The organism is Ruegeria sp. BHSC037 (assembly GCF_059613045.1).
Genome location: NZ_JBXWRT010000013.1, coordinates 1 through 22,141 on the forward strand (window position 1 = coordinate 1; position 22,141 = coordinate 22,141).

Annotated in this window: 22 protein-coding genes and 3 tRNA genes; 16 read left to right on the forward strand and 9 right to left on the reverse strand. The window is 61.4% G+C overall.

The window, feature by feature from the left end; all coding sequences use genetic code 11:
* Window positions 1-33: 33 nt before the first annotated feature.
* Window positions 34-110 (forward strand) — tRNA-Met (locus AC2FMN_RS13185).
* A 436-nt stretch (window positions 111-546) separates the two neighbouring features.
* Window positions 547-2,016: a tannase/feruloyl esterase family alpha/beta hydrolase gene (locus tag AC2FMN_RS13190; protein ID WP_496679523.1), complete on the forward strand. Its 1,470-nt coding sequence runs from the start codon at window positions 547-549 to the stop codon at window positions 2,014-2,016.
* 283 nt (window positions 2,017-2,299) lie between these two features.
* Here the strand turns inward: AC2FMN_RS13190 and AC2FMN_RS13195 are convergent.
* Window positions 2,300-2,376: transfer RNA gene (locus tag AC2FMN_RS13195), tRNA-Arg, on the reverse strand.
* A 773-nt stretch (window positions 2,377-3,149) separates the two neighbouring features.
* Between AC2FMN_RS13195 and AC2FMN_RS13200 the strand changes: the two genes are divergently transcribed.
* Window positions 3,150-4,835, forward strand: a complete 1,686-nt coding sequence (locus tag AC2FMN_RS13200) for a tryptophan halogenase family protein (RefSeq protein ID WP_496688691.1) — start codon at window positions 3,150-3,152, stop codon at window positions 4,833-4,835.
* A 200-nt stretch (window positions 4,836-5,035) separates the two neighbouring features.
* Here the strand turns inward: AC2FMN_RS13200 and AC2FMN_RS13205 are convergent.
* Both AC2FMN_RS13205 and AC2FMN_RS13210 read right to left on the reverse strand, forming a co-directional pair.
* Window positions 5,036-5,111 (reverse strand) — tRNA-Ala (locus AC2FMN_RS13205).
* 148 nt (window positions 5,112-5,259) lie between these two features.
* Complete coding sequence (locus AC2FMN_RS13210) at window positions 5,260-5,583, reverse strand: TIGR02300 family protein (RefSeq protein ID WP_496679461.1); 324 nt, start codon at window positions 5,581-5,583, stop codon at window positions 5,260-5,262.
* 100 nt (window positions 5,584-5,683) lie between these two features.
* Here AC2FMN_RS13210 and AC2FMN_RS13215 point away from each other — a divergent pair, with 100 nt between their 5' ends.
* From AC2FMN_RS13215 to AC2FMN_RS13225, 3 genes are all read left to right on the forward strand, one after another.
* A complete protein-coding gene (locus AC2FMN_RS13215) occupies window positions 5,684-6,379 on the forward strand; it encodes a M48 family metallopeptidase (RefSeq protein WP_496688693.1) in 696 nt (231 codons plus the stop codon).
* A gap of 30 nt (window positions 6,380-6,409) precedes the next feature.
* Entirely contained in the window at window positions 6,410-7,057 is a 648-nt protein-coding gene (locus tag AC2FMN_RS13220; protein WP_490361228.1) for an FCD domain-containing protein, read from the forward strand.
* Between the two features lie 112 nt (window positions 7,058-7,169).
* The gene (locus AC2FMN_RS13225) at window positions 7,170-8,309 is read left to right on the forward strand and encodes a lytic murein transglycosylase (RefSeq protein WP_496688695.1); all 1,140 of its coding nucleotides are present in this window, start codon (window positions 7,170-7,172) and stop codon (window positions 8,307-8,309) included.
* Window positions 8,310-8,313: 4 nt separating this feature from the next.
* On the opposite strand, the gene AC2FMN_RS13230 is transcribed toward AC2FMN_RS13225, so the two are convergent.
* On the reverse strand, window positions 8,314-9,276 hold the full coding sequence (locus AC2FMN_RS13230; protein WP_496688697.1) for an acetyl-CoA carboxylase carboxyltransferase subunit alpha: 963 nt from the start codon (window positions 9,274-9,276) through the stop codon (window positions 8,314-8,316).
* A 217-nt stretch (window positions 9,277-9,493) separates the two neighbouring features.
* Between AC2FMN_RS13230 and AC2FMN_RS13235 the strand changes: the two genes are divergently transcribed.
* The gene (locus tag AC2FMN_RS13235) at window positions 9,494-10,075 is read left to right on the forward strand and encodes a PA14 domain-containing protein (RefSeq protein WP_496679453.1); all 582 of its coding nucleotides are present in this window, start codon (window positions 9,494-9,496) and stop codon (window positions 10,073-10,075) included.
* Between the two features lie 69 nt (window positions 10,076-10,144).
* On the opposite strand, the gene AC2FMN_RS13240 is transcribed toward AC2FMN_RS13235, so the two are convergent.
* Window positions 10,145-11,107 carry an L-malyl-CoA/beta-methylmalyl-CoA lyase gene (locus tag AC2FMN_RS13240; RefSeq protein ID WP_170453006.1) on the reverse strand — a complete coding sequence of 321 codons (963 nt, stop codon included), beginning with the start codon at window positions 11,105-11,107 and terminating at the stop codon, window positions 10,145-10,147.
* Between the two features lie 293 nt (window positions 11,108-11,400).
* Between AC2FMN_RS13240 and dgcN the strand changes: the two genes are divergently transcribed.
* From dgcN to AC2FMN_RS13255, 3 genes are all read left to right on the forward strand, one after another.
* Window positions 11,401-12,402: an N-acetyltransferase DgcN gene (dgcN, locus tag AC2FMN_RS13245; RefSeq protein WP_496679450.1), complete on the forward strand. Its 1,002-nt coding sequence runs from the start codon at window positions 11,401-11,403 to the stop codon at window positions 12,400-12,402.
* A gap of 72 nt (window positions 12,403-12,474) precedes the next feature.
* Complete coding sequence (dgcA, locus tag AC2FMN_RS13250; RefSeq protein WP_496688699.1) at window positions 12,475-13,440, forward strand: N-acetyl-D-Glu racemase DgcA; 966 nt, start codon at window positions 12,475-12,477, stop codon at window positions 13,438-13,440.
* 49 nt (window positions 13,441-13,489) lie between these two features.
* On the forward strand, window positions 13,490-14,350 hold the full coding sequence (locus tag AC2FMN_RS13255) for a D-amino-acid transaminase (protein WP_496679448.1): 861 nt from the start codon (window positions 13,490-13,492) through the stop codon (window positions 14,348-14,350).
* A 43-nt stretch (window positions 14,351-14,393) separates the two neighbouring features.
* Here AC2FMN_RS13255 and AC2FMN_RS13260 read toward each other — a convergent pair whose 3' ends face one another.
* From AC2FMN_RS13260 to AC2FMN_RS13270, 3 genes are all read right to left on the reverse strand, one after another.
* Window positions 14,394-14,708, reverse strand: a complete 315-nt coding sequence (locus AC2FMN_RS13260) for a DUF1244 domain-containing protein (protein ID WP_496679446.1) — start codon at window positions 14,706-14,708, stop codon at window positions 14,394-14,396.
* A 71-nt stretch (window positions 14,709-14,779) separates the two neighbouring features.
* On the reverse strand, window positions 14,780-15,019 hold the full coding sequence (locus AC2FMN_RS13265; RefSeq protein ID WP_496679444.1) for a DUF6868 family protein: 240 nt from the start codon (window positions 15,017-15,019) through the stop codon (window positions 14,780-14,782).
* Window positions 15,020-15,106: 87 nt separating this feature from the next.
* Complete coding sequence (locus AC2FMN_RS13270) at window positions 15,107-15,844, reverse strand: N-formylglutamate amidohydrolase (protein ID WP_490361237.1); 738 nt, start codon at window positions 15,842-15,844, stop codon at window positions 15,107-15,109.
* Between the two features lie 117 nt (window positions 15,845-15,961).
* On the opposite strand from AC2FMN_RS13270, the gene pyk reads away from it, so the two are divergent.
* Window positions 15,962-17,407 carry a pyruvate kinase gene (gene pyk, locus AC2FMN_RS13275; protein ID WP_496688701.1) on the forward strand — a complete coding sequence of 482 codons (1,446 nt, stop codon included), beginning with the start codon at window positions 15,962-15,964 and terminating at the stop codon, window positions 17,405-17,407.
* 7 nt (window positions 17,408-17,414) lie between these two features.
* On the opposite strand, the gene AC2FMN_RS13280 is transcribed toward pyk, so the two are convergent.
* Complete coding sequence (locus AC2FMN_RS13280; RefSeq protein WP_496688703.1) at window positions 17,415-17,888, reverse strand: Lrp/AsnC family transcriptional regulator; 474 nt, start codon at window positions 17,886-17,888, stop codon at window positions 17,415-17,417.
* A 189-nt stretch (window positions 17,889-18,077) separates the two neighbouring features.
* Between AC2FMN_RS13280 and AC2FMN_RS13285 the strand changes: the two genes are divergently transcribed.
* The 5 genes from AC2FMN_RS13285 to AC2FMN_RS13305 all read left to right on the forward strand — a co-directional run bounded on the left by AC2FMN_RS13285 (window position 18,078) and on the right by AC2FMN_RS13305 (window position 22,124).
* Window positions 18,078-18,515, forward strand: a complete 438-nt coding sequence (locus AC2FMN_RS13285; RefSeq protein WP_496688705.1) for a universal stress protein — start codon at window positions 18,078-18,080, stop codon at window positions 18,513-18,515.
* Window positions 18,516-18,529: 14 nt separating this feature from the next.
* Window positions 18,530-20,083 (forward strand): alanine/glycine:cation symporter family protein, encoded by a 1,554-nt coding sequence (locus tag AC2FMN_RS13290; protein WP_496679432.1) that lies wholly within the window; start codon window positions 18,530-18,532, stop codon window positions 20,081-20,083.
* Window positions 20,084-20,264: 181 nt separating this feature from the next.
* Complete coding sequence (gene rpmI / locus AC2FMN_RS13295) at window positions 20,265-20,465, forward strand: 50S ribosomal protein L35 (RefSeq protein ID WP_039523697.1); 201 nt, start codon at window positions 20,265-20,267, stop codon at window positions 20,463-20,465.
* A gap of 14 nt (window positions 20,466-20,479) precedes the next feature.
* Window positions 20,480-20,845 carry a 50S ribosomal protein L20 gene (gene rplT / locus AC2FMN_RS13300; protein WP_093965154.1) on the forward strand — a complete coding sequence of 122 codons (366 nt, stop codon included), beginning with the start codon at window positions 20,480-20,482 and terminating at the stop codon, window positions 20,843-20,845.
* 328 nt (window positions 20,846-21,173) lie between these two features.
* Window positions 21,174-22,124, forward strand: coding sequence for an ABC transporter substrate-binding protein (locus tag AC2FMN_RS13305; RefSeq protein ID WP_496679430.1), 951 nt, complete (start codon window positions 21,174-21,176; stop codon window positions 22,122-22,124).
* Window positions 22,125-22,141: the final 17 nt, after the last annotated feature.

Genomic DNA, 22,141 nt, shown 5'->3' on the forward strand with positions numbered 1-22,141 from the left:
AAAATCTCTGCAGGCCGAACGCCAAAAAAATGGCGCGGGGTGGAGCAGCCAGGTAGCTCGTCAGGCTCATAACCTGAAGGTCAGAGGTTCAAATCCTCTCCCCGCAACCAATATATACTCGCAAATACAAATGATTAGCCTCGCATCACGCGGGGCTTTTGGCGTTCCGCAAACTCCTGTGGAAGCAGCAGGAGCGGTAAATGGGTGTGTGGCAATTCTGTGACAGGGAGCCCGAAGGGACTTTCTTGGGGCTCTCCTGAACAAAACGTGGTTTCAGCAAGAAAAGCGCCGAATAGTTTTCGTTGATCAGGTCAAGTCGTTGGCAAGAGCCTTACGTGGACATTGACTGCCACGCTTTGATTCGACTGCCACGCTTTGATTCGGAAAATTCTTTGATACATATCATTTTGATATTTTTGCCAACGTGCAGAATTCTTTGCGTTTGCGCAAAACGGGGGAAGATTAGTGAATTTTTTTAGAAAAATGGTTTTGGCAAGTTTGGCTGTTCCGATATCGCAAACAGCATGGGCTCAATCCGAGTGTAGCGTGGATACGCTGCCACCACTTCCCGATGTGAAATATCTAACGGTGCAGCAACTGCCGGAACCGGTTGCTCATTGCAAGGTTGCAGGGGTGATCGGGACCGAGACCAATTTCGAGCTTTTGTTGCCGGACATGTGGAATGGAAAATTTGTCATGGGTGGTGGTGGTGGTTTCGTCGGTTCGGTCGTCAACGTGGCTTTGGCCTATGGTGCGTTGCAGAAAGGTTATGCCACGGTGGGTACCGACACTGGCCATCAAGGTCACCCAATCGACGCAAGCTGGGCCCTGAACAACCTTGAGCGAGTCGTAAGCTTTGGCCACCAAGCCGTGCATCGAACGGCAGTCACGGCCAAGGCGCTGACAGCGGAATATTACGGTAAGCCCAGTGCCCGCGACCTTTTCATTGGATGTTCGCGCGGCGGCGGGCAGGGAATGATGGAGTCACAGCGCTATCCGGACGATTTCGACGGTATCGTTGCAGGCGCGCCGGCCTATAACTGGACCCACGCGCTGGGTGCCGGTGCGGTGCAGATCAGCCAAGCCATGTTTCCTGACCCCAACGATCTCGGGCGCGCCGTGATTGGGCCTGAGGATCAGCAACTGATTGGGGAGGCCGTTCTGACCCAATGCGATGCGTTGGATGGCATTGAGGATGGCATCCTCATGGACCCGCGCCAATGCGACTTCGATGCATCCACATTGGCTTGTGCCGAGGGTCAGAACAGCGGTTGTCTGTCTGAAGAGCAGATCGGCGCTGCCAATGCCATTTACGATGGTCCGAAAGACCCGCAAGGTCAGCTCTTTCCGGGGTTCCCTGTGGGCGGTGAGCTTAGCCCGTCAGGCTGGGGGAACTGGATGACTGGCGGTCTGGACGTGGGCATGGACCTGAGCCATTTCCAGGAGGGCGTAGAAACGGCGGGCGGATTTGAATTGCCGCCAATGCCAAACGCTTTGTTCGGGTTCGGCAATGGGGTTTTGCAATACCTTGTCTATCACGACCCTGACTGGAGTTATGCCGAACAGGACTGGGATACTTTCCGCGAAGATGTGAAGACGGCCGCGCAGACGTTGAATGCAACTGACCCCGACCTTGCGGCATTTCGAGACCAAGGCGGCAAGTTGTTGCTTTTCAACTCGTGGAACGACATGGCAGCAACTGCCTATGGCACGATCCAGTATTATGAGGAAGTATTGGCAAATGACCCCAGTGCCTTGGATGACGTGCGGTTGTTCATCATGCCGGGTGTGGATCACTGTTCCGGCGGTATAGGCCCGGATTGGGTCGATTATCTCGACGTGATCGATGAGTGGGTGGAAACCGGAGTTGCGCCCAACAGCGTGTTGGCGGTCTGGCGCGAGACATTGGGTCACGGTACCGGCGCGCGTCCCGTATGTGCCTATCCAAAAGTGGCGCAGTATGACGGTGCGGGCGATCCTCGCGATCCGGCAAGCTTTACCTGCGCAGAGCCTTGAACCCGGTGATTTTGGTGAGGACGCGAACATGAAGAAAGGTCCTATCGTTCGTATTTGGGTCTTCGTGTTGCTGGCTGTGCTACCGATTCGGCCGGATTGCGCGGCGGCAAAAGACTTACATGTTCTGGCCTCTCTGCTGGCTGAGAACCGCTTCCAAGGTGTCGATGAGGCCCACGACGAACTAACAATCAAACCAGACCACCACGAAGTGGGTACGCCAGAAAACCCGTTTTTTGTCGGAAAAACGGACTTTGGATGTCGAACGTCAGGAGAATTAGTTGAGTGGCGCCCACGGGAGGACTCGAACCCCCAACAGCCCGATTAGAAGTCGGATATTCTATCCAGTTGAATTACGTGGGCGCAGGTGAGCTTTTATTGACAATGTCAGTAGACAAGTCAACTTGGTAATTTTCTGGTGATATTACCAGTTTTTAGCCATTTAATATCAATCAGGTACGTGAATTGGGCGCTATTGTAGCTCTATCCAGTTGAGCTAAGGAGCCGGTGAGTCTTTCAGGGCCAGGTTTCAAGGGGCAATCGCAGGAAGAATGAGCCGGACCTCGTAAGCGCAGCGGACCATCCCGCATTAGGTGTAAGCGCCTTGCTTTCAGCGACGCATTTCCAGCAAAAAATGCCGACTGTCAGAGTTCGGAGTAGCGTAGATTTCGAAAGACAGGCATACCTGCGCGCGTACATCATCACCAAGATTGGTCAACGCATCTGCAGTGAGAAACAAAAATTATGCAAGTGGAGCGTGTGGTAATCGACCGCGCGTCGGTCCGTCGACAAAAGCGGGCATGCTCCACTTCGCTGTCATATCCTGCTGGATGAAGCACACCCATTGATATGCGCGGTCCGTGTGAAGACCGGTTTTGCAGAGTGCTGGAGCTGGAAACAGCCCAAACTCCGGCGGGCCAAGATTTTCGTCGGCGAAAGATTCCGCGCCCTTTGAATATCCTTCGGGGTGCCCCTGTCATTGACCGGCACGTCGCTTCAGGCACTTGGCTTTCCTGTTCAGACGAACCGTTTTGCTCAAGGGCCCGCCCATCGGCTCGCGGCCAACCTTGATGCTTCGTGGAAGCGGGATATGCTGCTATAACGCCCAAAAATAAAACCAACAGGGACAGAACCACATGAACAACCGTTTGAGCAAAATCACCATCGTTGGTGGCGGCACGGCAGGCTGGATGACCGCGCTTATCCTTGAGATGGTGTTCTCACGCACATCGGCGCCAAAGGACCGGCCGCGTATCTGCTTGATCGAAAGCCCCAATATCGCAACCGTCGGCGTTGGCGAGGCTACCGTGCCGCGGATGCCGGTCACGCTGCGTCAGGCCGGCATTTCCGAGCGGGATTTCTTCCGCGAGACCAATGCGTCCTTCAAGCTGGGCGTCAAGTTCTGCAACTGGAACAAGGATGCCAAGGGCAATCGCATCGACTATGTGAACCCCTTTGCCCACGGCCAGATGATCGAGGGGCTGGACGCCGCCGAATATTTCCTGCGTTTCGGGAATGGTGATCGGGATTTTACCCAGTCGATCGCACCGCATGATGATCTGGGTCGCCTGTGCAAGGGCGCGCGGCCGCTGGGGCAGCCGGAGTTCGAGCAGCGGTTCGGGTATGCCTATCACCTGGATGCCGTCAAATTTGCCGGGATGCTGACCAAGGTCTGCACCAAGCGCGGCGTCGAGCACATCCAGGACGAGGTGCAGTCGGTCGAACTGGACGAGCAGGGAAATGTCAGCCACCTGATGCTCGAACGCAAGGGCCGTCATGACATCGAAATGGTCATCGACTGTACCGGGTTCCGCGGCCTGATCATCAACCAGGCGCTTGGCGAACCTTTCATGGACTATTCGGATTACCTGCCCAACGACCGCGCGATGGCGTTGCAGATCGAACACCCCGACCCGGACAAGATCGAAAGCCTGACGCGCGCCACTGCCCTTGGTGCCGGGTGGACATGGCGGGTGCAGCTGTTCAACCGCGTGGGCACCGGCTATGTGTTTTCCTCGGCGCATCGGACCGACGATCAGGCGGCGGATGAATACCTGGAATGGTTGGGGGACAGCGGCAAAGGCGCGACTCCGCGCGTGATCCCGATGCGGATCGGACGCGTGCGCAACGCCTGGGTCAAGAACTGCGTGGCGATCGGTCTGGCGGGCGGGTTCATCGAACCGCTCGAGAGCACCGCGATCCACATGATCGATCACGCGGTGCGCTGGTTTGCCGAACATCTGCCGACCAAGGCCATCGAGCCCTCTTTGAGGACACGGTACAACCGGCAGATGAACAAGCTCTATGACGAGGTTCTGGAGTTCATCTGCCTGCATTATCGTCTGGGCAATCGCACGGATGACCAGTACTGGATCGACGCGCGCACTCAGTTGAAAGTGCCGGATCGGTTGGCCGAAAATCTCGACCTGTGGCAGAATCGTCTGCCCCTAGAGCGCGACATCGAATTCGCCACCCTGTTCGACTATCGCGTGTATCAGACGGTTCTGCTGGGCAAGCAGGTTTATGACACCGGATACGGCCCCGGCATCCGCGAACGTCTGCGGCCGCTGAAAAAGCCGATCTGGTTCCAATGGTGGAAAGGGGCCAAGATGGATCTTGCAAAGATCCTCAAGACGATGCCCGACCACAAGACCTTGCTGCTGGATATCCGCGGAGAGCTGGATCGCCCGGCCTTCGGCAAGGCAGTCGCGGCGAAACCGACCGTGGCAATGCCTGGGACAGTTCCGGCGCCGGTCGTCGTTCAGAACATGCCGAACCTCGCCGAGATCCGAAGCGGAGCAAAGGATCTTCAGCTGTTCTAGGGCACAAGGGTACGTGCCTGGCTGACGGGCGGCGGCTGGCAAGTCGCCGTCGGTCACGTTCTCAGGCCGCTTGGCGTAGGCCACACCACACCGGTTCCGAACGCGCCGGTCACGTCAGAACGGGCGTCGACCTTGGTAACCGCGTCCAAAAGCCCAAATGGGCTCATCGACGGTCGGATAGCGGGTTTTGCGGAAAAATTTGGTGGAGCCTAGGGGAGTCGAACCCCTGACCTCTTGCATGCCATGCAAGCGCTCTCCCAACTGAGCTAAGGCCCCATTCCGGTACCGCCGTAGCGGTGGACGGACGTTTATGAAACGGCGTCGGTGAGTGCAAGAGCAAAAATCGAAAATCTGTCAAAAAAGTCGATGTTCGATCCGATGCGCCGATCCGGGCGGGGCGGCACCGGGTGCCGCCCACGCCAATTCAGGAATCTTCATCTTCCGACGCGACGTCGGTGATGTCGTCCAACGAGACGTTGTCATCGTCATCGTCTTCCAGGATGTCGTCGTCCAGATCGACATCGACGGCGTCGTCATCGTCCAGTACCAGGTCGTCATCCGACGCGGCCTCGCGGGCCTTGACGGATGCGGCATCTTCGGCATCCGCCGCGATCATCCGGCTCTTGCCGGTTTCCAATTCAACGATCTCGCCGGTGTAGGGGCTGATGATCGGGTCCTTGTTCAGGTCGTAAAACCGCTTTCCGGTGGTCGGGCAAACGCGCTTTACGCCCCATTCTTCCTTGGGCATGTCAATTCCCCTTGATATCAGGTGAGTCGTATCAACGATTCAGGTCACCTGCCACATGCGGCGGGCACTGTCAAAGCCTTTGCGCCAAGGAGAATGCACCATGGGGCGACATTCACTGCCCGGCCACCCGCCTGTCGCCCTGACGCTTCGGAAATCGGCGCGCGCGCGCCGCATCAGCCTGCGAATCTCGCAATTGGACGGCCGGGTTACGCTGACCTACCCGCAGAGCGTTCCCGAATCCGAGGCGATCGGCTTTGCTCGCACGAAAGAAGACTGGATCCGCCAGCATCTTCGCGCCCGTCCCGAGCCGGCGGTCATTCAATTCGGCCAGACACTGCCGGTCGAGGGGGTGCCCCGGCGAATCGTGCCTGCGGAGAGGCGGCGCGTCGTCCTGGAGGCGGACCGGATTGCCGTGCCCGAGGGGGCCGAGGCCCGGCGGCTGGCCCGGTTCCTGAAAGAGCTGGCGCGGGATCGCCTGACCGGGGCCTGCGATGACTATGCCGCGATGCTGGGCCGGGCTTATTCCAGCCTCACCCTGCGCGATACGCGGTCGCGTTGGGGGTCGTGCAGTTCGGCGGGTGGTTTGATGTTTTCCTGGCGGCTGATTCTGGCCCCGCCCGAGGTTCTGCACTATGTCGCCGCGCACGAGGTGGCCCATCTGGCCGAGATGAACCATTCGCCGGCATTCTGGACGCAGGTCGAGCGTCTGTTCGGCCCATATCAAGCACCGCGGCGCTGGCTGCGCGACAACGGGGCCGAACTGCACCGGTACCGGTTCGAGGCAGGCTCCGGTTGACCCCGTCGGGATTTGTGATCACATGGAGCCATGCAGACCGCCCGAAACCCCGACTCGCAATCCGCCACCCATGACCAGGTCTATCGCGCCTTGCGGTCGCGCATCATGCACGGCGAAATCGCGCCGGGGCAGGCCCTGACCCTGCGCGGCATCGGCAAGGAATTCGATGTTTCGATGACCCCCGCGCGCGAGGCGGTGCGCCGGCTCGTGGCCGAGGGAGCATTGTTTCTGTCCAGTTCGGGGCGGGTGTCGACGCCCGAGCTCAGCAACGACCGGATCGAGGAGCTGGCCGCCCTGCGGGCGCTGCTCGAGGTCGAACTGGCCAGCCGCGCCCTGCCGCGGGCCCACATGGCCCTGATCGACCGGCTGCAGAGCATCAACATGTCGGTCGCGGAAATGGTGACCAAGCGTGATGCGGTGGGCTATATCCGCGCCAATCTCGAATTCCACCGCACGCTGTACTTGCGCGCACAAGCGCCGGCGATGCTGGCCATGGCGGAAACCGTCTGGCTGCAGCTGGGGCCGACCATGCGGGCGCTTTATGGCCGCTTGCGCCGGACCGAACCGCCGCATTATCACAAGCTGATCATCGCCGCGCTCAAGGCCGGGGACGAGCCTGGCCTGCGGCTGGCGGTACGCTCGGACGTCACTCAGGGTCTGCGTCTGCTGGTCAGCTGAGCAAAGACCTGCGCAGAGGCGCAAATCTGGCTGGCCGCACGGCGCCAAGCTGGCGTCGGAAGGGCGGTTGCGCTAGGCTGGCGGCAACAACGAACAAGAGCAGATGCCAGCCATGATCGATCGACGGATGTTTACACTGGGGCTTGGTTCCGGCCTGCTGACGGCCTGCGCGGGCGGGACGGCGCAGACCCACGCCACGGTCACGCGGATGCAGCCGGTGCCCAACGCCGGCTGGGACGCCTGGGTTGCCGGTTTCAAGGCCCGCGCGGCCGGTCAGGGGATCTCGCAGGCGACCATCGACCGGGCATTCCGAGGCGCGGGGTATCTGCCCGACGTGATCGAGCGCGACCGCAATCAGGTCGAGTTCAAGCGCTCGCTCGAGGACTATCTGGCCATCGCCGCTTCGGACGAGCGAATCAGCAAGGGCCGCCAGATGCTGCAGCGTCACAATGGCACGCTGACCCAGATCGAATCGCGCTATGGCGTGGACAAGGAAATCGTCGTGGCCATCTGGGGGTTGGAAAGCCGATATGGCGAGCGGCGCGGTGACGTGCCGGTGATCTCGGCCCTGTCGACGCTGGCCTATGATGGCCGGCGGAGTGCGTTCTTTGAAAAGCAGCTGATCGCGGCGCTGAAGATCCTGCAGAACGGTGACACGACGCCCGACACGATGGCCGGCAGCTGGGCGGGCGCCATGGGGCATACGCAGTTCATCCCAACCTCGTACCTGGCCTATGCGGTCGATTTCACAGGTGACGGGCGGCGAGACATCTGGTCCGACGACCCGACGGATTCGCTGGCCTCGACGGCGGCCTACCTGTCGCGCGCGGGCTGGGTGCGGGGCCAGCCTTGGGGTGGCGAGGTCGGATCACCGGCCGCCAGTTCTGGTACGCCTGTCGCTATCCTGCAGCCGCAGAAACCCGGACCCCGCATTGCCGTGTTCCGCAATTTCCAGGTGATCAAGCGCTACAACAATTCCGACAGCTATGCGATCGGCGTCGGGCATCTGGCCGACCGGATAGCGGGCGGAGGGCCGTTCCAGGCGTCATTCGGACCGGATGAAAATGGTCTGACGCTCGAGGACCGCAAGACGCTGCAGCGCCGTTTGACGGCCGCGGGCTATGATACGCAGGGCGCGGACGGGGTGATCGGGAACAACACCAAGGCCGCCATCAGCGCCTATCAGCGCGCCAGCGGCCTGCCGGTGACGGGTGTACCCTCGGTCAGCCTGTTGCAGTCCTTGGGCGGCTGACGGCTCAGGCTGCCAGTCCCTTGGAGCCCAGATCCAGGAATTTCTGACGCCGGTCCTTGATCAGCACGGCGGCATCCTTGCCGTCCAGCTCTTTCAGCATGTCGGCAATTGCCTTGCCCACCGCCTTGATCGTGGCCGGACGATCGCGATGTGCGCCGCCCTTGGGTTCGGGGATGATCCGGTCGCAGACGCCCAGCTTGTGCAGATCCTGCGCGGTCAGGCGCAGCGCCTCGGCGGCTTCACGCATCTTCTCGGCGTCTTTCCACAGGATCGACGCGCAGCCCTCGGGCGAGATCACTGAATAGATCGAGTGTTCCAGCATCGCGACCCGGTTGGCCGTGGCAAAAGCCACCGCCCCGCCCGAACCCCCTTCGCCGATGATGACCGACACCAGCGGTACGCCGATCTTCAGGCACATCTCGGTTGACCGGGCAATCGCCTCGGACTGGCCGCGCTCTTCGGCGCCCTTGCCGGGATAGGCGCCGGCCGTATCCACCAGCGTGATCACCGGCAGGCCGAACCGGTTGGCCAGGTCCATCAGGCGCACCGCCTTGCGATAGCCTTCGGGGCGGGCCATGCCGAAATTGCGCTCGATCCGCGATTTGGTGTCCGAGCCCTTCTCGTGTCCGATCACCATCACCGGCCGGTCGTTGAACCGCGCCAGCCCGCCGATCACCGCCAGGTCGTCGGCAAAGTTGCGGTCGCCGGCCAAGGGCATGAACTCGGTGAACAGGGCCTCGACATAGTCCTTGCAATGGGGGCGTTCGGGGTGACGGGCCACCTGGCATTTCCGCCAGGGGGTCAGGTCCCGGTACAGCTCGTCCAGCAGCTTGGCCGCCTTGGCGTCCAGCGCAGCGGCTTCCTCGGTCACGTCCATCTCTTCGTTGGCGCGGGCCAGGGCGCGCAGCTCTTCGGCCTTGCCTTCGATCTCGGCCAGCGGTTTTTCGAAATCCAGATACTGGGTCATGACGCCTCTCAACGCGAAAGTTCCACGCTATATGACCCGAGGTCGCCCCGGATGCAACTCGGCTTGTCCCGCGCGGGCGGCAAATTCACGCAACCATCGCCAGGTGGATGGGCGCAGCGCCTTGCAGCAAAGTCCGGCCCGCCGTAGTCTGGGCGCAAAGCAGATCGCCGCAATCAAGCTGGGCCTGGTTCAAGCGGCGCAGATCAGGGAGATGACGATGAACGTTTTTTGCAAGGGGGTGGCTGCCGCGGTCGTTGCACTTGTGGCAGGCGCGTCCTACGCCGCGCCGCTGAAGCTGCAGCCCGCCAATCCGCAACCTTCGGGACTGAAGTCCGGGTTGAACGTGAAATATGCGTGGGAGGGCAATCCGCCGCGCAAGATTCAAACAGTCACCAAGGCCAAGCAGATGATGAAGAAGGCCCAGCCGGGCGCGCCGCTGCGGGGACTTGATTATCGCGATACCGAGGAGGGCGACCCGGTTCTGACCTACAATCAAGCCTACAACGTGGCGGCAGAGATCACGGGCTACATCCGCTTTGACTCGCCGGGCATCTATGAATTGGAAACCTGGTCGAATGACGGGATCGATGCCTATGTCGGCGGCCAGCAGATCGGCTACTTCAACGGGCGCCAAGGGTGCGAGGCCAACCAGCGCACCGAGGTCGAGGTACCGCGAGCCGGGTGGTATCCGCTCAAGATCAATTATTTCCAGAAATACGGGACCTCTTGCCTGATGATGAAATGGGGCAAGCAGGGCGAGCGGTTCACTTGGACGCCAAACGACGTTTTTGGCCGCTGAGGGTCTTTGAACCTTGCAAAAAAAGGCACCCGATCGGGTGCCTTTTTTCGTTTGGGCTCGATGGGTCGGTCAACCGTTCGCGGCGATCAGCTCGGCCTGCGCCACGATCACCTCGGCCTGCTTGATCGAGGCGATATCGACCAACCGCCCCTTGTAGACGGTGGCGCCTTCGCCATTGGCCTTGGCTTGCTCCATCGCGGCCAGGATTTCGCGCGCTTCGGCCACCGCCTCGTCCGACGGGGTGAAGACCTGATTGGCCAGCGCGATCTGCTTGGGGTGGATCGCCCATTTGCCGACCATGCCCAGCGTCGCCGAACGGCGCGCCTGCGCGATATAGCCTTCGTCGTCCGAGAAGTCGCCGAACGGCCCGTCGACCGGCAGCACCCCATGGGTGCGGCAGGCGGCCACAATGGCAGCCTGTGCCCAATGCCACGGGTCCGACCAGTATTTCTGGCCCTCGCGCAGCATGTAGTAGTTTTCCTGCGTGCCGCCGATTCCCGTGGTCTGCATCCCCATCGAGGCGGCGAAATCGGCCGCGCCCAGGCTCATGGCCTGCAGGCGTGGTGAGGAGGCCGCGATTTCCTCGACATGGGCGATGCCGGCGGCGGATTCGATGATGACTTCAAAGCTGATCGGCTTGGTGCGGCCCTTTGCGCGTTCGATCGCAGTGACCAGAGCGTCAACCGCATAGACATCCTCGGCGCAGCCGACTTTGGGGATCATGATCTGATCCAGCCGGTCGCTGGCCTGTTCCAGCAGGTCCACCACGTCGCGGTACCAATAGGGCGTGTCCAGCCCGTTGATGCGCACCGACATGTACTTGTTGCCCCAATCCACGGTGTTCAGCGCCTCGATCACGTTGGCGCGGGCGGTGTCCTTGTCGGACGGGGCCACCGAATCTTCTAGGTCGAGGTTGATCACGTCCGCAGCCGAGGCGGCCATCTTGGGGAACAGCTTGGTGTTGGATCCGGGGCCGAACAGCTGACAGCGGTTTGGTCGCGCCGGGGCGGCGGGTTGGATACGAAAGCTCATCGGCACCTCGCTGGGTAATGAAATTACGATTTCAGTTGGCAATTGGGTATTAAATTGCGCGACCCTGCGCAAGCCTGATTGTGCAGTTGCGGCAATGCTGTTGCAGAAAGCTGTGCGTAGCCCCCGGAACGCGGCGGTCAAAGTTTCATCATTTTGAAAATTTCGAAGCTTTTTGCGCTATTCGGGGGAATCTTGCAAAATTCTCCGTTCGATGTGCGGCAGGTCGGAGGAAAATGAGAAACGCTCGTTGACGGCCTTCAATAGGTTGGGGCGGAAGAAAAGGAGAGCGCGCGATGATCGAGACACCGTACCTGCTGTTTTTGGGCGATGCCCCCGACCAATTGGCCGCCAAGGTCGCGATCGGCATTCGGGACTGGCGCCCGGAAAACGCCGTGGGTCAGCTGCGGATGGAGGGCTGCAAGGCCGATCTGGGCCTGACCGACATGACCCTGGCCGAAGGTAAGGCCGCCGGCGCCAAGACGTTGGTGATCGGTGTCGCGAACCGCGGTGGCGTCATCAGCCAGGCCTGGAAAGAGGTCCTGATCGCCGCGCTGGAAATGGGCTATGACCTGGCTTCGGGCCTGCACAACCTGCTGCGCGACGAAGGCGATCTGGTGGCCGCGGCCCAGACTCATGGCTGCACCCTGCATGACGTTCGCGTCCCTACCGTGGGCTATCCGATTGCCAACGGGCGCAAACGCAACGGCAAGCGCTGTCTGGCGGTGGGCACTGATTGTTCGGTGGGCAAGATGTACACGGCCATGTCGATGGATGCCGAGATGCGCAAGCGCGGCATGAAATCGACCTTCCGCGCCACCGGCCAGACCGGCATTCTGATCACCGGGCAGGGCGTTCCGCTTGACGCCGTGGTGGCCGATTTCATGGCCGGTTCCGTCGAATACCTGACACCCGAGAACGATCCCGATCACTGGGATCACATCGAGGGGCAGGGGTCGCTGTTCCATGTCTCGTATTCCGGCGTGACCATGGCGCTGATCCATGGCGGTCAGCCGGATGCTCTGGTCCTGTGCCACGAGCCGACCCGCACCCACATGCGCGGTCTGCCGGAGTATTCCCTGCCGACGCTGGAGCAGCTGCGCGATACGGCCCTGCCTTTGGCGCGCGTCGCCAACCCTGCCTGCCAGGTCGCGGGTGTGTCGATCAACACACAGCACCTGAGCGAGGAGGACGCGAAAGCCTACATCGCCAAGGTCGAGGCCGAGATGGGCCTGCCGGCTACGGATCCGTACCGGTTCGGCGCGGGCAAGCTGGTGGACGCGCTGGCCGCGATGTGATCCAACCGGGGCGCCGATGGCGGGCGTACCCGCCTCCGGCGCTGGAAACTGCAATGACAAAGGAGTGGGCGCGTGCAGATCGACGTCTCTCGTGATGTGTTCCAGTTGGCGCAGGTGTTCACCATCTCGCGCGGGTCGCGGACCGAGGCAAAGGTATTGACGGTGCGCCTGACGGATGGGGCGCATCAAGGCTGGGGCGAATGTGTGCCTTATGCCCGGTATGACGAAACGCTGGAGTCGGTCCAGGCCGAGATCCGCGGTTTGCCCGACACGTTCACGCGCCAGTCGCTGATGGACCTGCTGCCCGCCGGTGCCGCGCGCAATGCGGTCGATTGCGCTCTGTGGGACCTTGATGCCAAGCGGGCGGGCAAGCGCGCTTGGGAACTGGCCGGCCTGCCCGCGCCCAAGCCCGAGATCACCGCCTATACTCTTTCGCTGGACACGCCCGACGCGATGCGGGCGCAGGCGGCGAAGAATGCGCATCGTCCGCTGTTGAAGATCAAGCTGGGCACGCCCGACGACATGCCGCGGCTTGAGGCCGTGCGAGCCGGGGCGCCTGATGCCCGGATCATCGTGGATGCCAACGAGGGCTGGTCGGCCGAGGTCTATGCCGATCTGGCGCCGCATCTGGTGCGTTTGGGCGTCGCGCTGGTCGAACAGCCGCTGCCCGCCGGCGATGACGAGGCGCTGATCGGGCTGGAGCGCCCGGTTCCGGTCTGCGCCGACGAGAGCTGCCACGATCGCGCCAGCCTGCCCGGGTTGAAGGGCAAATATGACGTGATCAACATCAAGCTGGACAAGACCGGCGGTCTGACCGAGGCGCTGGAACTGCGCCGCGCGGCGCAGGCCGAGGGTTATGGCATCATGGTGGGCTGCATGGTCGGCAGCTCTCTGGCGATGGCGCCTGCGACACTGGTGGCGCAGGGGGCGCTGGTGACGGACCTTGACGGCCCGCTTCTGTTGGCCGAAGACCGCGATACACCGCTGGTTTTCGACGAGGCCGGCGTACACCCGCCGCAGGCGGCGCTCTGGGGGTGACGCGCTGTGGCGAGGAATGGGCGCAGCCCAAGGACGAGAAGGATATGACATGACCCGCACCGTTTACGTGAACGGCGAATACCTGCCCGAGACCGAAGCCAAGGTCTCGATCTTCGACCGAGGCTTTCTGATGGCGGATGCCGTCTATGAGGTGACCAGCGTGCTGGATGGCAAGCTGATCGATTTCGAGGGTCACGCGGTGCGCCTGAAGCGGTCGCTGGACGAATTGCAGATGGCCGAACCCTGCAGCAAGGACGAACTGCTCGAAATCCATCGCAAGCTGGTCGAGCTGAACGGCATCAACGAGGGGCTGGTCTATCTGCAGGTCACCCGAGGCAGCGACGGCGACCGCGATTTCGTCTTCCCCTCGGCCGACACCAAGCCGACGCTGGTGCTGTTCACTCAGAACAAGCCCGGTCTGGCTGACAACCCCGCGGCCAGGAAAGGGGCTAAGATCATCTCGATCGAGGATATCCGCTGGGGCCGCCGCGACATTAAAACGGTGCAACTGTTGTACCCGTCTATGGGCAAGATGATGGCCAAGGCCGCTGGGTGTGACGATGCCTGGATGATCGAAGACGGGTATGTCACCGAAGGCACCAGCAACAACGCCTATATCGTCAAGAACGGCAAGATCGTCACCCGCCCGCTGTCGAACGACATCCTGCACGGGATTACCCGCAAGGCGGTGTTGCGCATGGCGGCCGAGGCGCAGATGGAAGTCGAGGAGCGCCTGTTCACCATCGACGAAGCAAAAGAGGCCGACGAGGCTTTTACCACTTCGGCCAGCGCTTTCGTAATGCCTGTGGTCGAGATCGACGGCGTAGCGCTGGGCGACGGTACACCCGGCCCGATCGCCACGCGGCTGCGCGAGATTTATCTGGACGAAAGCCGCAAAGCAGCGATCTGAACACCAAGGCCCGCCGATCTGGCGGGCCTTTTTTGTTTTGGCGTCAGTCTTTTTTGCCGACGTTTTCCTCGAACGCGACCTTGAAGGCGGCCTGTTTTTCGGGGCTGGCCTCGGTCTGGTATTTGGATTTCCACTCATCCATGGTCATGCCATAGAAAATCTTGCGGGCTTCGTCCTTGCCCATTTCGATGCCTTTTTCATTGGCGGCCTCCTGATACCACCGCGCCAGGCAGTTTCGGCAGAACCCGGCCAGGTTCATCATGTCGATGTTCTGAACGTCGGTGCGGTCTTGCATCAGGTGTTTTTGCAGGCGGCGGAAAGCGGCGGCCTGCAGTTCGATCTCGGTCTTGGGGTCCATGGTCGGGCTCCGGTTTGAGGGATTTGATCCAGACCTAGCAAGCCCGTGACCATTGCACAACGCGCGCCGGTTCAGACCAGCTTGAGGGCAATCCAGGGCATCAGGCAGAAGATCAGGGTCAGGATCTTGTAGTTTGCAAGATACTTGAAATAGGCCTTTCTGACCTCGGCCTTGTCCATCTGGAACATGCGGCTGTGAATGGCGGCAATGCGGTCCTGCAGGGCCACCACCATCAGTGTCGACAGCAGCAGGACCGCAAAGTTCAGAACGGTCATCCAGCCGAAAAAGGCTGTCAGGGTTTCAGGTGTCATGACGGCCTCCTTTCACCCCAAAAAATGGGGATTGCCCGCGCGCCGCTCAAGAGAGCGGGCGTCGTTTGGTCGCGGATTTTACGAGCGTTACAGACCGCTTGCGGCCAGCGCGTCCTGCAGGATCGGTGCCAGCCGCTCGGCCCAGGCGCGTTGCCCGGCATGATCGGCGATCAGGTCGTTGCGCAGCTCGATCAGCGCGTTGGGGCGGCCAAAGGCGGTGGCGTGCCGGTCGATCGCATCCCCCGGCAGTACGCCGGTATAGGGTTCGTTGACGCCGACGCACAGATCCCCCTCGGCCCGCAGCCGGTCGATCAGCGGGGCCGAGAACCGCTCGTCCGCGGTGTGCAGGATGCCGACATGCCACGGGCGCGGCGGGCGGCCCCGCAACTGGCGCGTGAAGGAATGCATCGAGACGATCACGGCGTGGGGCAGGGCGGCCATCTTGGCCAGCGCCTCGTGATAAGGACGATAGCACAGGTTCAGGCGCCGTTCGCGCTCGGCGGCGTCGGCATGACGGTTGGCCGGAATGATCGACCCGTCATACAGCTTCATCAACAGGGTCGGGTCGTCCTCGCCCCGGTTCGGGTCGATCACCAGCCGCGAGAAATTGGCCGCGATCACCGGCGCGTTCAGGATCTCGCCCAGATGTTTCGACACCTCGTAGGCGCCCACGTCATAGGCGATGTGGCGCTCCATGTCCTCACGCGGAAGGCCGAGGTCGCCGCCGTTGATCTGCGGTGGTACGGTGTTGGTGGCGTGGTCGCACGTGATCAGCCAGCGGGACGGGCGATCCGCCCCGTGCACGTAAAACGGAGTGTATGTCATGAGCCTGTCATCTTGTTTGTCGCAGGTGTAGGGCAGTTGCCTCGGAAAGGGAATTGCGCAATAAGCGACCCGAACACTGTTTGCGGTAACATTTGGCCATCAAGGAGAGCAAGCGCGATGCGACGCCTGAGAAATGTGAAAATCGTGGCGACGCTGGGCCCGGCGTCCAACGACTATGATACGATCCGCGCGCTGCACGAGGCCGGCGCCGACGTGTTCCGCCTGAACATGAGCCATGGCAGTCATGACGAAATTCGCGAACGCCACCGGATAATCCGGCAGGTGGAAAAGGACGTGGACCGCCCGATCGCCATTCTGGCCGACCTGCAGGGACCCAAGCTGCGCGTGGGCGTCTTTGCCAATAGCGCCGAGGAATTGGTCGAAGGTGCGCCGTTCCGCCTTGATCTGGATGATGCGCCGGGGGACGCCACCCGCGTCTGCCTACCGCATCCCGAGATCTTCCAGGCGCTCGAGCCCGGCGCGCATCTGCTGGTCAATGACGGCAAGATCCGCCTGATCGTCGAGAAGTGCGGCGCCGATTTTGCCGACTGCAAGGTCGAGATCGGCGGCACGATCTCGAACCGCAAAGGCGTGAACGTGCCCGACGTGGTGCTGCCGCTGGCGGCCCTGTCGGAAAAGGACCGGGATGATCTGGAATTCGTCTGCCAACTTGGCGTCGACTGGCTGGCGCTCAGCTTCGTGCAGCGTGCCAAGGACGTGTTCGAGGCCCGCACCCTTGCCGATGGACGCGCCGCCATCCTGTCCAAGATCGAAAAGCCCGCCGCGGTCGAGGCCTTTGAGGAAATCCTGGATGCCTCGGACGGGATTATGGTGGCGCGCGGCGATCTGGGGGTCGAACTGCCGGTCTCGGCCGTGCCGCCGATCCAGAAGCGCCTGGTGCGCCGCTGCCGTGCAGCAGCCAAGCCGGTGATCGTGGCGACGCAGATGCTGGAAAGCATGATCGAAAGCCCGATGCCCACGCGCGCCGAAGTCTCCGACGTGGCGACCGCGATCTATGAAGGCGCCGACGCCATCATGCTAAGTGCCGAATCCGCCGCGGGCGCCTATCCGATCGAGGCGGTCAAGACCATGAACCAGGTCGCCATCGAGGTCGAAGCCGACCCGACCTATGCCGAGATCATCGCTGCCTCGCGCGCCACCAAGGGCACGACCGTGGCCGACGGCATCGTCGCCGCAGCGCGTGAGATCGCCGAGAAGACCGACATCAAGGCGATCTGCTGCTTTACCCAAAGCGGCACCACCGCCCTGCTGACCGCCCGCGAACGACCGCATGTGCCGATCATCGCCATGACCTCGCTGCGGGGCACGGCGCGGCGGCTGTGCCTGTCCTGGGGGTGTCACTGCGTGATGACGCCGGAACTGGAACGCTTCAAGGGGGCGGTGGTCAATGCCGCCCGCGCGGCGCGCGCCAGCGGCTTTGCCAGCCAGTCCGACCAGATCGTCGTGACCGCCGGCGTGCCGTTCAACGTACCCGGCTCGACCAACATCCTGCGCGTCGCGCCCTGTGACGAACGCCTGATCTACGCCACCGACCCGGAATGATGCGCCTTTAGGCGGTACGTGTCTTTGACCCGACGGGTTCCTTCACGGTCTCCATGACCGTGAAGGAACTTGTCTGGTGAATTCCCGGCAACTTGTTGATCTTCTCGCCCAGCACCATGCGGAAATGGGCGATGTCGCGTGTACGCACCGTCAGAAGATAGTCGAATGAGCCCGCCACCATCAGGCAGGTCTCGATCTCGGGCACCCGGCGTACCGCGTCGTTGAACCGGTCCAGAGAGTGATCGGCCGTGGCGGCCAGTGACACCTGAACCACAGTCAGGTGCGCCAGCCCCAGCCTTTCTTTGTCGATCACCGCGCTGTAGCCAGTGATATAGCCGTTTTTCTCAAGCCGTTTCACCCGTTCAGAACAGGGCGTGTTGGTCAGGTTTACACGCGCTGCCAGTTCGACTATGGGCAGGCGGCCATTAGCCTCCAGCTCGGCCAATATGCGTTGGTCGATCTTGTCCAAATCCCTATCCATCAGTCAAATTCCCTGCAATTTTTAGGTGGAGCGGCATTTTTTCCTGAGATTAGACCAAAATCATCCCCTTTCCCTAGTGATTATTCCTGATACTTGACCACAGGGCAGTCTCGACGACGAGTTCCAGGTTCCGGCTGCCCTGCCGGGGGCACGGGCCTCGGCCAAATCAACAAAAAACGGAGGAACGAGATGACAACGAAAATTGTCATAGGACTGGACGGGACAGAGACCGGCGAACGTGCTCTCGAATTTGCCAAGACCCTGGCAAAGCGGATCGACGAGTGCGAGTTGATTGTCGCCTATGTCATCGAATGGTCGCCCTACACATTCCAGACGCCCGAGGAAAACGCCCTGCGGCACAAGCGGCGCGAGGAAGAAATCGCCCTTGCGAACAGCCGCGTGGTCGAACCCGCAGTGGCAGCGCTGAAGGCCGAAGGCTTCAACGCACAGGGCGTCGTCCGGCATGGTGACGTGGCCGAAACGCTGAACGCGATCACCGTCAAGAACGGCGCATCGCAGATCGTCGTCGGCCGGTCATCCGCCGACGGGTTCAAGAAACGCATCTTCGGCAGCTCGACCCAGAATCTGGTCATGCATGCCGACGTCCCGGTCACGGTCGTAAACTGAGGGGAGGAGCAGACATGAAATCGATCAAAACTCTGGGCCTGTCCGGTGCGGCCGCGGCCCTGCTGGCCAACCCCGCACTTGCGCAGGAGGCCCCCGGTCTGGACGAAAAGATCAACCAGACCTTCTCAAATCTGACGGGCCCCTTCGTCAGCTTCATCTTCGCGCCGCTTCCGGGCACGAGCTTCCCGTGGATCGTGCTGTGGCTGGTCGTGGCCGCAACGGTGTTCACGCTGTACTTCGCCTTTGTGCAGATGCGGTTCTTCGGCCATGCGATCAGCCTTGTCAAAGGTGACTATTCCGACCCCAACGATGCGGGCGAGGTCAGTCACTTCCAGGCGCTGGCAACGGCGCTGTCGGGTACGGTCGGCTTGGGCAACATCGCGGGCGTCGCGGTGGCGATCGGCATCGGCGGACCCGGAGCGACCTTCTGGATGATCCTCGCCGGCCTTCTGGGCATGGCGTCGAAATTCACCGAATGTACGCTGGGCGTGAAGTACCGCAACGAGTACGAGGACGGCACCGTTTCGGGCGGCCCGATGTACTACATGTCCAAGGGCTTTGCCGAGCTGGGGCTGCCCGGGGGCAAGATCCTGGCGGTCCTGTTCTCGATCTTCTGTATCCTTGGCGCGCTGGGCGGGGGCAACATGTTCCAGGCCAACCAGGCGCACCAGCAGATCGCGGGTATCGTCGGCGACTATCCCGGCTGGATCACCGGCCTGGTCTTTGCGACCGTTGTCTTCATGGTCATCGTGGGCGGCCTGAAGTCGATCGCTCGCGTGACCGAGAAGGTCGTGCCGTTCATGGGCATCCTGTATGTTGTGACCGCGCTGGTCATCATTGGCATGAATGCCGACAAGATCGGCTGGGCCTTCGGTCAGATCTTCGCCGGTGCCTTCACCGGTCTGGGCGTTGCCGGCGGCATGGTCGGCGCCCTGATCCAAGGCTTCAAACGCGCCGCCTTCTCGAACGAGGCAGGAGTGGGTTCGGCGGCCATCGCGCACTCGGCCGTCCGCACCAAGGAGCCGATCACCGAAGGCTTCGTCTCGCTGCTCGAGCCGTTCATCGACACGGTGGTGATCTGTACCATGACCGCGTTGGTGATCATCATCACCCAGCAGCTGGTGATCGATCCGGCAACCGGCCTGTACATGCTGAACGAAGAGGGCACGGCGATCGCAACCGTGGATGGAAACGCGGGCGTCAGCCTGACCTCGGCCGCCTTCGGCAGCGCCTTCAGCTGGTTCCCCTACATCCTGGCCGTCGCGGTGATCCTGTTCGCCTTCTCGACCATGATCAGCTGGTCCTACTATGGCCTCAAGGCCTGGACCTATCTGTTCGGCGAAGGCCACACCAAGGAACTGGTGTTCAAGATCATCTTCTGCATCTTCGTAGTGATCGGGGCGGCGGCCAACCTGACGCCGGTCATCGACTTCTCGGATGCGGCGATCTTTGCAATGGCCGTGGTTAACGTCTTTGCACTCTACTTCCTGATGAAAGTGGTGCGCCAGGAACTGGCCTCGTACAGTGCGCGGCTGAAAAGCGGCGAAATCCGCAAGTTCGCCGACTGATGATACCAACCGGGGCGGCCCTGCCGCCCCGGTTCCCGACACCGGTGCGAAAAGGGAAAAACCGGGTCAAAAACCCCTTGCCAGCATGACCGAACTTGCGTAAACGGCGCATCTGATCGCGCGACCGGCCGATGTGGCATGCCGAGTCGCGTTTCGGACCGAACCCTGAAAGGAGACGGAAATGCCCAAGATGAAGACCAAATCGAGCGCCAAGAAGCGCTTCAAGGTGACCGCGACCGGTAAGGTCATGTCGGCTCAGGCCGGCAAGCGGCACGGCATGATCAAGCGGACCAAGAAGTTCATCCGCGACGCCCGTGGCACCACCACCCTGTCCGCCCCCGACGCCAAGATCGTCAAGGGCTACATGCCCTACGACCGCTAAGAGGAGATACCGATATGTCCCGCGTTAAAGGTGGAACCGTAACTCACGCCCGTCACAAGAAGGTCATCAAGGCCGCCAAAGGTTACTATGGCCGCCGCAAGAACACCTTCAAGGTTGCCCGTCAGGCCGTCGACAAGGCCAACCAGTACGCAACCCGCGACCGCAAGAACCGCAAGCGCAACTTCCGCGCTCTGTGGATCCAGCGCATCAACGCCGCTGTTCGTTCGCATGACGAAGCTCTGACCTATTCCCGCTTCATCAACGGCCTGAACCTGGCCGGCATCGAAGTGGACCGCAAAGTCCTGGCCGACCTGGCCGTGCACGAACCGGAAGCGTTCGGCGCGATCGTTGCCAAGGCACAGGCCGCTCTGGCTGCCTGATCTTCTTTCGAGAGACAGTGAAAGAAAGGCCGTCCCGCATGGGACGGCCTTTTTCGTTGGCGCAACCGGCCAGACTGCCGGCGTCAAAAACGGCCGGGCATTATTTCGAAAAAGTCGGAACAGGTATTAGATAAAGTCGCACATGTGACCGCATCAGATCGTGGCGCTTGAAAGGGTTCGGGCCCGCGTGCTTCATTTTTCATGCAGCGGTCCTTTGAATGGCCGTGCGCGAAAACAACCGAGATGCTGGCATGCGCGCGGCGGTCCCAACCGGGCTGGGGGCGTGATGCAAGACCAGCACCGCAGATGACCAACACGGAGAAATGCCATGAAGAAATTGACCATGCTGCTTGGGGGCGCATCGATGGCGATTGCCATGCCTGCGGTTGCCGCGGATATCGTGATCGGCGTACCGAACTGGGCGTCGGTGAATGCCACCGCGCACATTCTTGAAGTTGTCATCGAAGACAACCTCGGCCTCGATGTCGAATTGCAGAACGGCACCAACCCCATCGTGTTCGAAGCGATGGATTCGGGTGCGATGCACGTCCACCCCGAAGTCTGGATGCCAAACCAGCAGAACCTGCACGACACCTATGTCAAAGAAAAAGGCACCGTCGTGATGAACGAGAACCCGGTCCAGGCCGAGCAGGGTATGTGCGTTCCGACCTACATTGCCGAGGAATATGACATCAAATCCATCGACGACCTGAGCGATCCGGACAAGATGGCGATCTTTGACACTGACGGAAACGGCACTCCCGAGGTTTGGATCGGCGCGCCCGGCTGGGCGTCGACCGTGGTCGAGAAGATCCGCGCCAAATCCTACGGCTATGACCAGATCTTTGAGCTGACCGAGTACGAGGAAACCATCGCCTATGCCAACCTGGCAAACGCGACCAAGGCCGGTGATCCGTGGATCGGGTTCTGCTACAGCCCGCACTACATCTTTGTGACGCAGGAACTGACCGTGCTAGAAGAGCCACCGCATGATCCGGCCACCTGGACGATCGTTCAGCCCACCGATGACCCGGATTGGCTGGACAAGTCCGAGGCCTCGACCGCGTGGAACGGGGCAACTCTGCACCTGCACTACGCCAAAGAGCTTGAGGAAAGCCACCCCGAGGTCGCGGCCCTGTTCCGCAACTACCAGATGCAGGGTGACGATCTGAGCGCGATGGGAAAGGCGCTGGCCGTGGACAACGTGGAAGCAGCCGATTTCGCCCGCCAGTGGGTGGCTGAAAACGAAGACACCGTTATCGGCTGGCTGACGAACTAAATCAGAAACGCAGGGGG

Coding starts and splice junctions, on each gene's coding strand:
- AC2FMN_RS13200 (WP_496688691.1), top strand. CDS start 3,150: ATGAACAACCGTTTGAGCAAAATCACCATCGTTGGTGGCGGCACGGCA.
- AC2FMN_RS13210 (WP_496679461.1), bottom strand. CDS start 5,583: ATGCCCAAGGAAGAATGGGGCGTAAAGCGCGTTTGCCCGACCACCGGA.
- AC2FMN_RS13215 (WP_496688693.1), top strand. CDS start 5,684: ATGGGGCGACATTCACTGCCCGGCCACCCGCCTGTCGCCCTGACGCTT.
- AC2FMN_RS13220 (WP_490361228.1), top strand. CDS start 6,410: ATGCAGACCGCCCGAAACCCCGACTCGCAATCCGCCACCCATGACCAG.
- AC2FMN_RS13225 (WP_496688695.1), top strand. CDS start 7,170: ATGATCGATCGACGGATGTTTACACTGGGGCTTGGTTCCGGCCTGCTG.
- AC2FMN_RS13230 (WP_496688697.1), bottom strand. CDS start 9,276: ATGACCCAGTATCTGGATTTCGAAAAACCGCTGGCCGAGATCGAAGGC.
- AC2FMN_RS13235 (WP_496679453.1), top strand. CDS start 9,494: ATGAACGTTTTTTGCAAGGGGGTGGCTGCCGCGGTCGTTGCACTTGTG.
- AC2FMN_RS13240 (WP_170453006.1), bottom strand. CDS start 11,107: ATGAGCTTTCGTATCCAACCCGCCGCCCCGGCGCGACCAAACCGCTGT.
- dgcN (WP_496679450.1), top strand. CDS start 11,401: ATGATCGAGACACCGTACCTGCTGTTTTTGGGCGATGCCCCCGACCAA.
- AC2FMN_RS13255 (WP_496679448.1), top strand. CDS start 13,490: ATGACCCGCACCGTTTACGTGAACGGCGAATACCTGCCCGAGACCGAA.
- AC2FMN_RS13260 (WP_496679446.1), bottom strand. CDS start 14,708: ATGGACCCCAAGACCGAGATCGAACTGCAGGCCGCCGCTTTCCGCCGC.
- AC2FMN_RS13265 (WP_496679444.1), bottom strand. CDS start 15,019: ATGACACCTGAAACCCTGACAGCCTTTTTCGGCTGGATGACCGTTCTG.
- AC2FMN_RS13270 (WP_490361237.1), bottom strand. CDS start 15,844: ATGACATACACTCCGTTTTACGTGCACGGGGCGGATCGCCCGTCCCGC.
- pyk (WP_496688701.1), top strand. CDS start 15,962: ATGCGACGCCTGAGAAATGTGAAAATCGTGGCGACGCTGGGCCCGGCG.
- AC2FMN_RS13280 (WP_496688703.1), bottom strand. CDS start 17,888: ATGGATAGGGATTTGGACAAGATCGACCAACGCATATTGGCCGAGCTG.
- AC2FMN_RS13285 (WP_496688705.1), top strand. CDS start 18,078: ATGACAACGAAAATTGTCATAGGACTGGACGGGACAGAGACCGGCGAA.
- AC2FMN_RS13290 (WP_496679432.1), top strand. CDS start 18,530: ATGAAATCGATCAAAACTCTGGGCCTGTCCGGTGCGGCCGCGGCCCTG.
- rpmI (WP_039523697.1), top strand. CDS start 20,265: ATGCCCAAGATGAAGACCAAATCGAGCGCCAAGAAGCGCTTCAAGGTG.
- rplT (WP_093965154.1), top strand. CDS start 20,480: ATGTCCCGCGTTAAAGGTGGAACCGTAACTCACGCCCGTCACAAGAAG.
- AC2FMN_RS13305 (WP_496679430.1), top strand. CDS start 21,174: ATGAAGAAATTGACCATGCTGCTTGGGGGCGCATCGATGGCGATTGCC.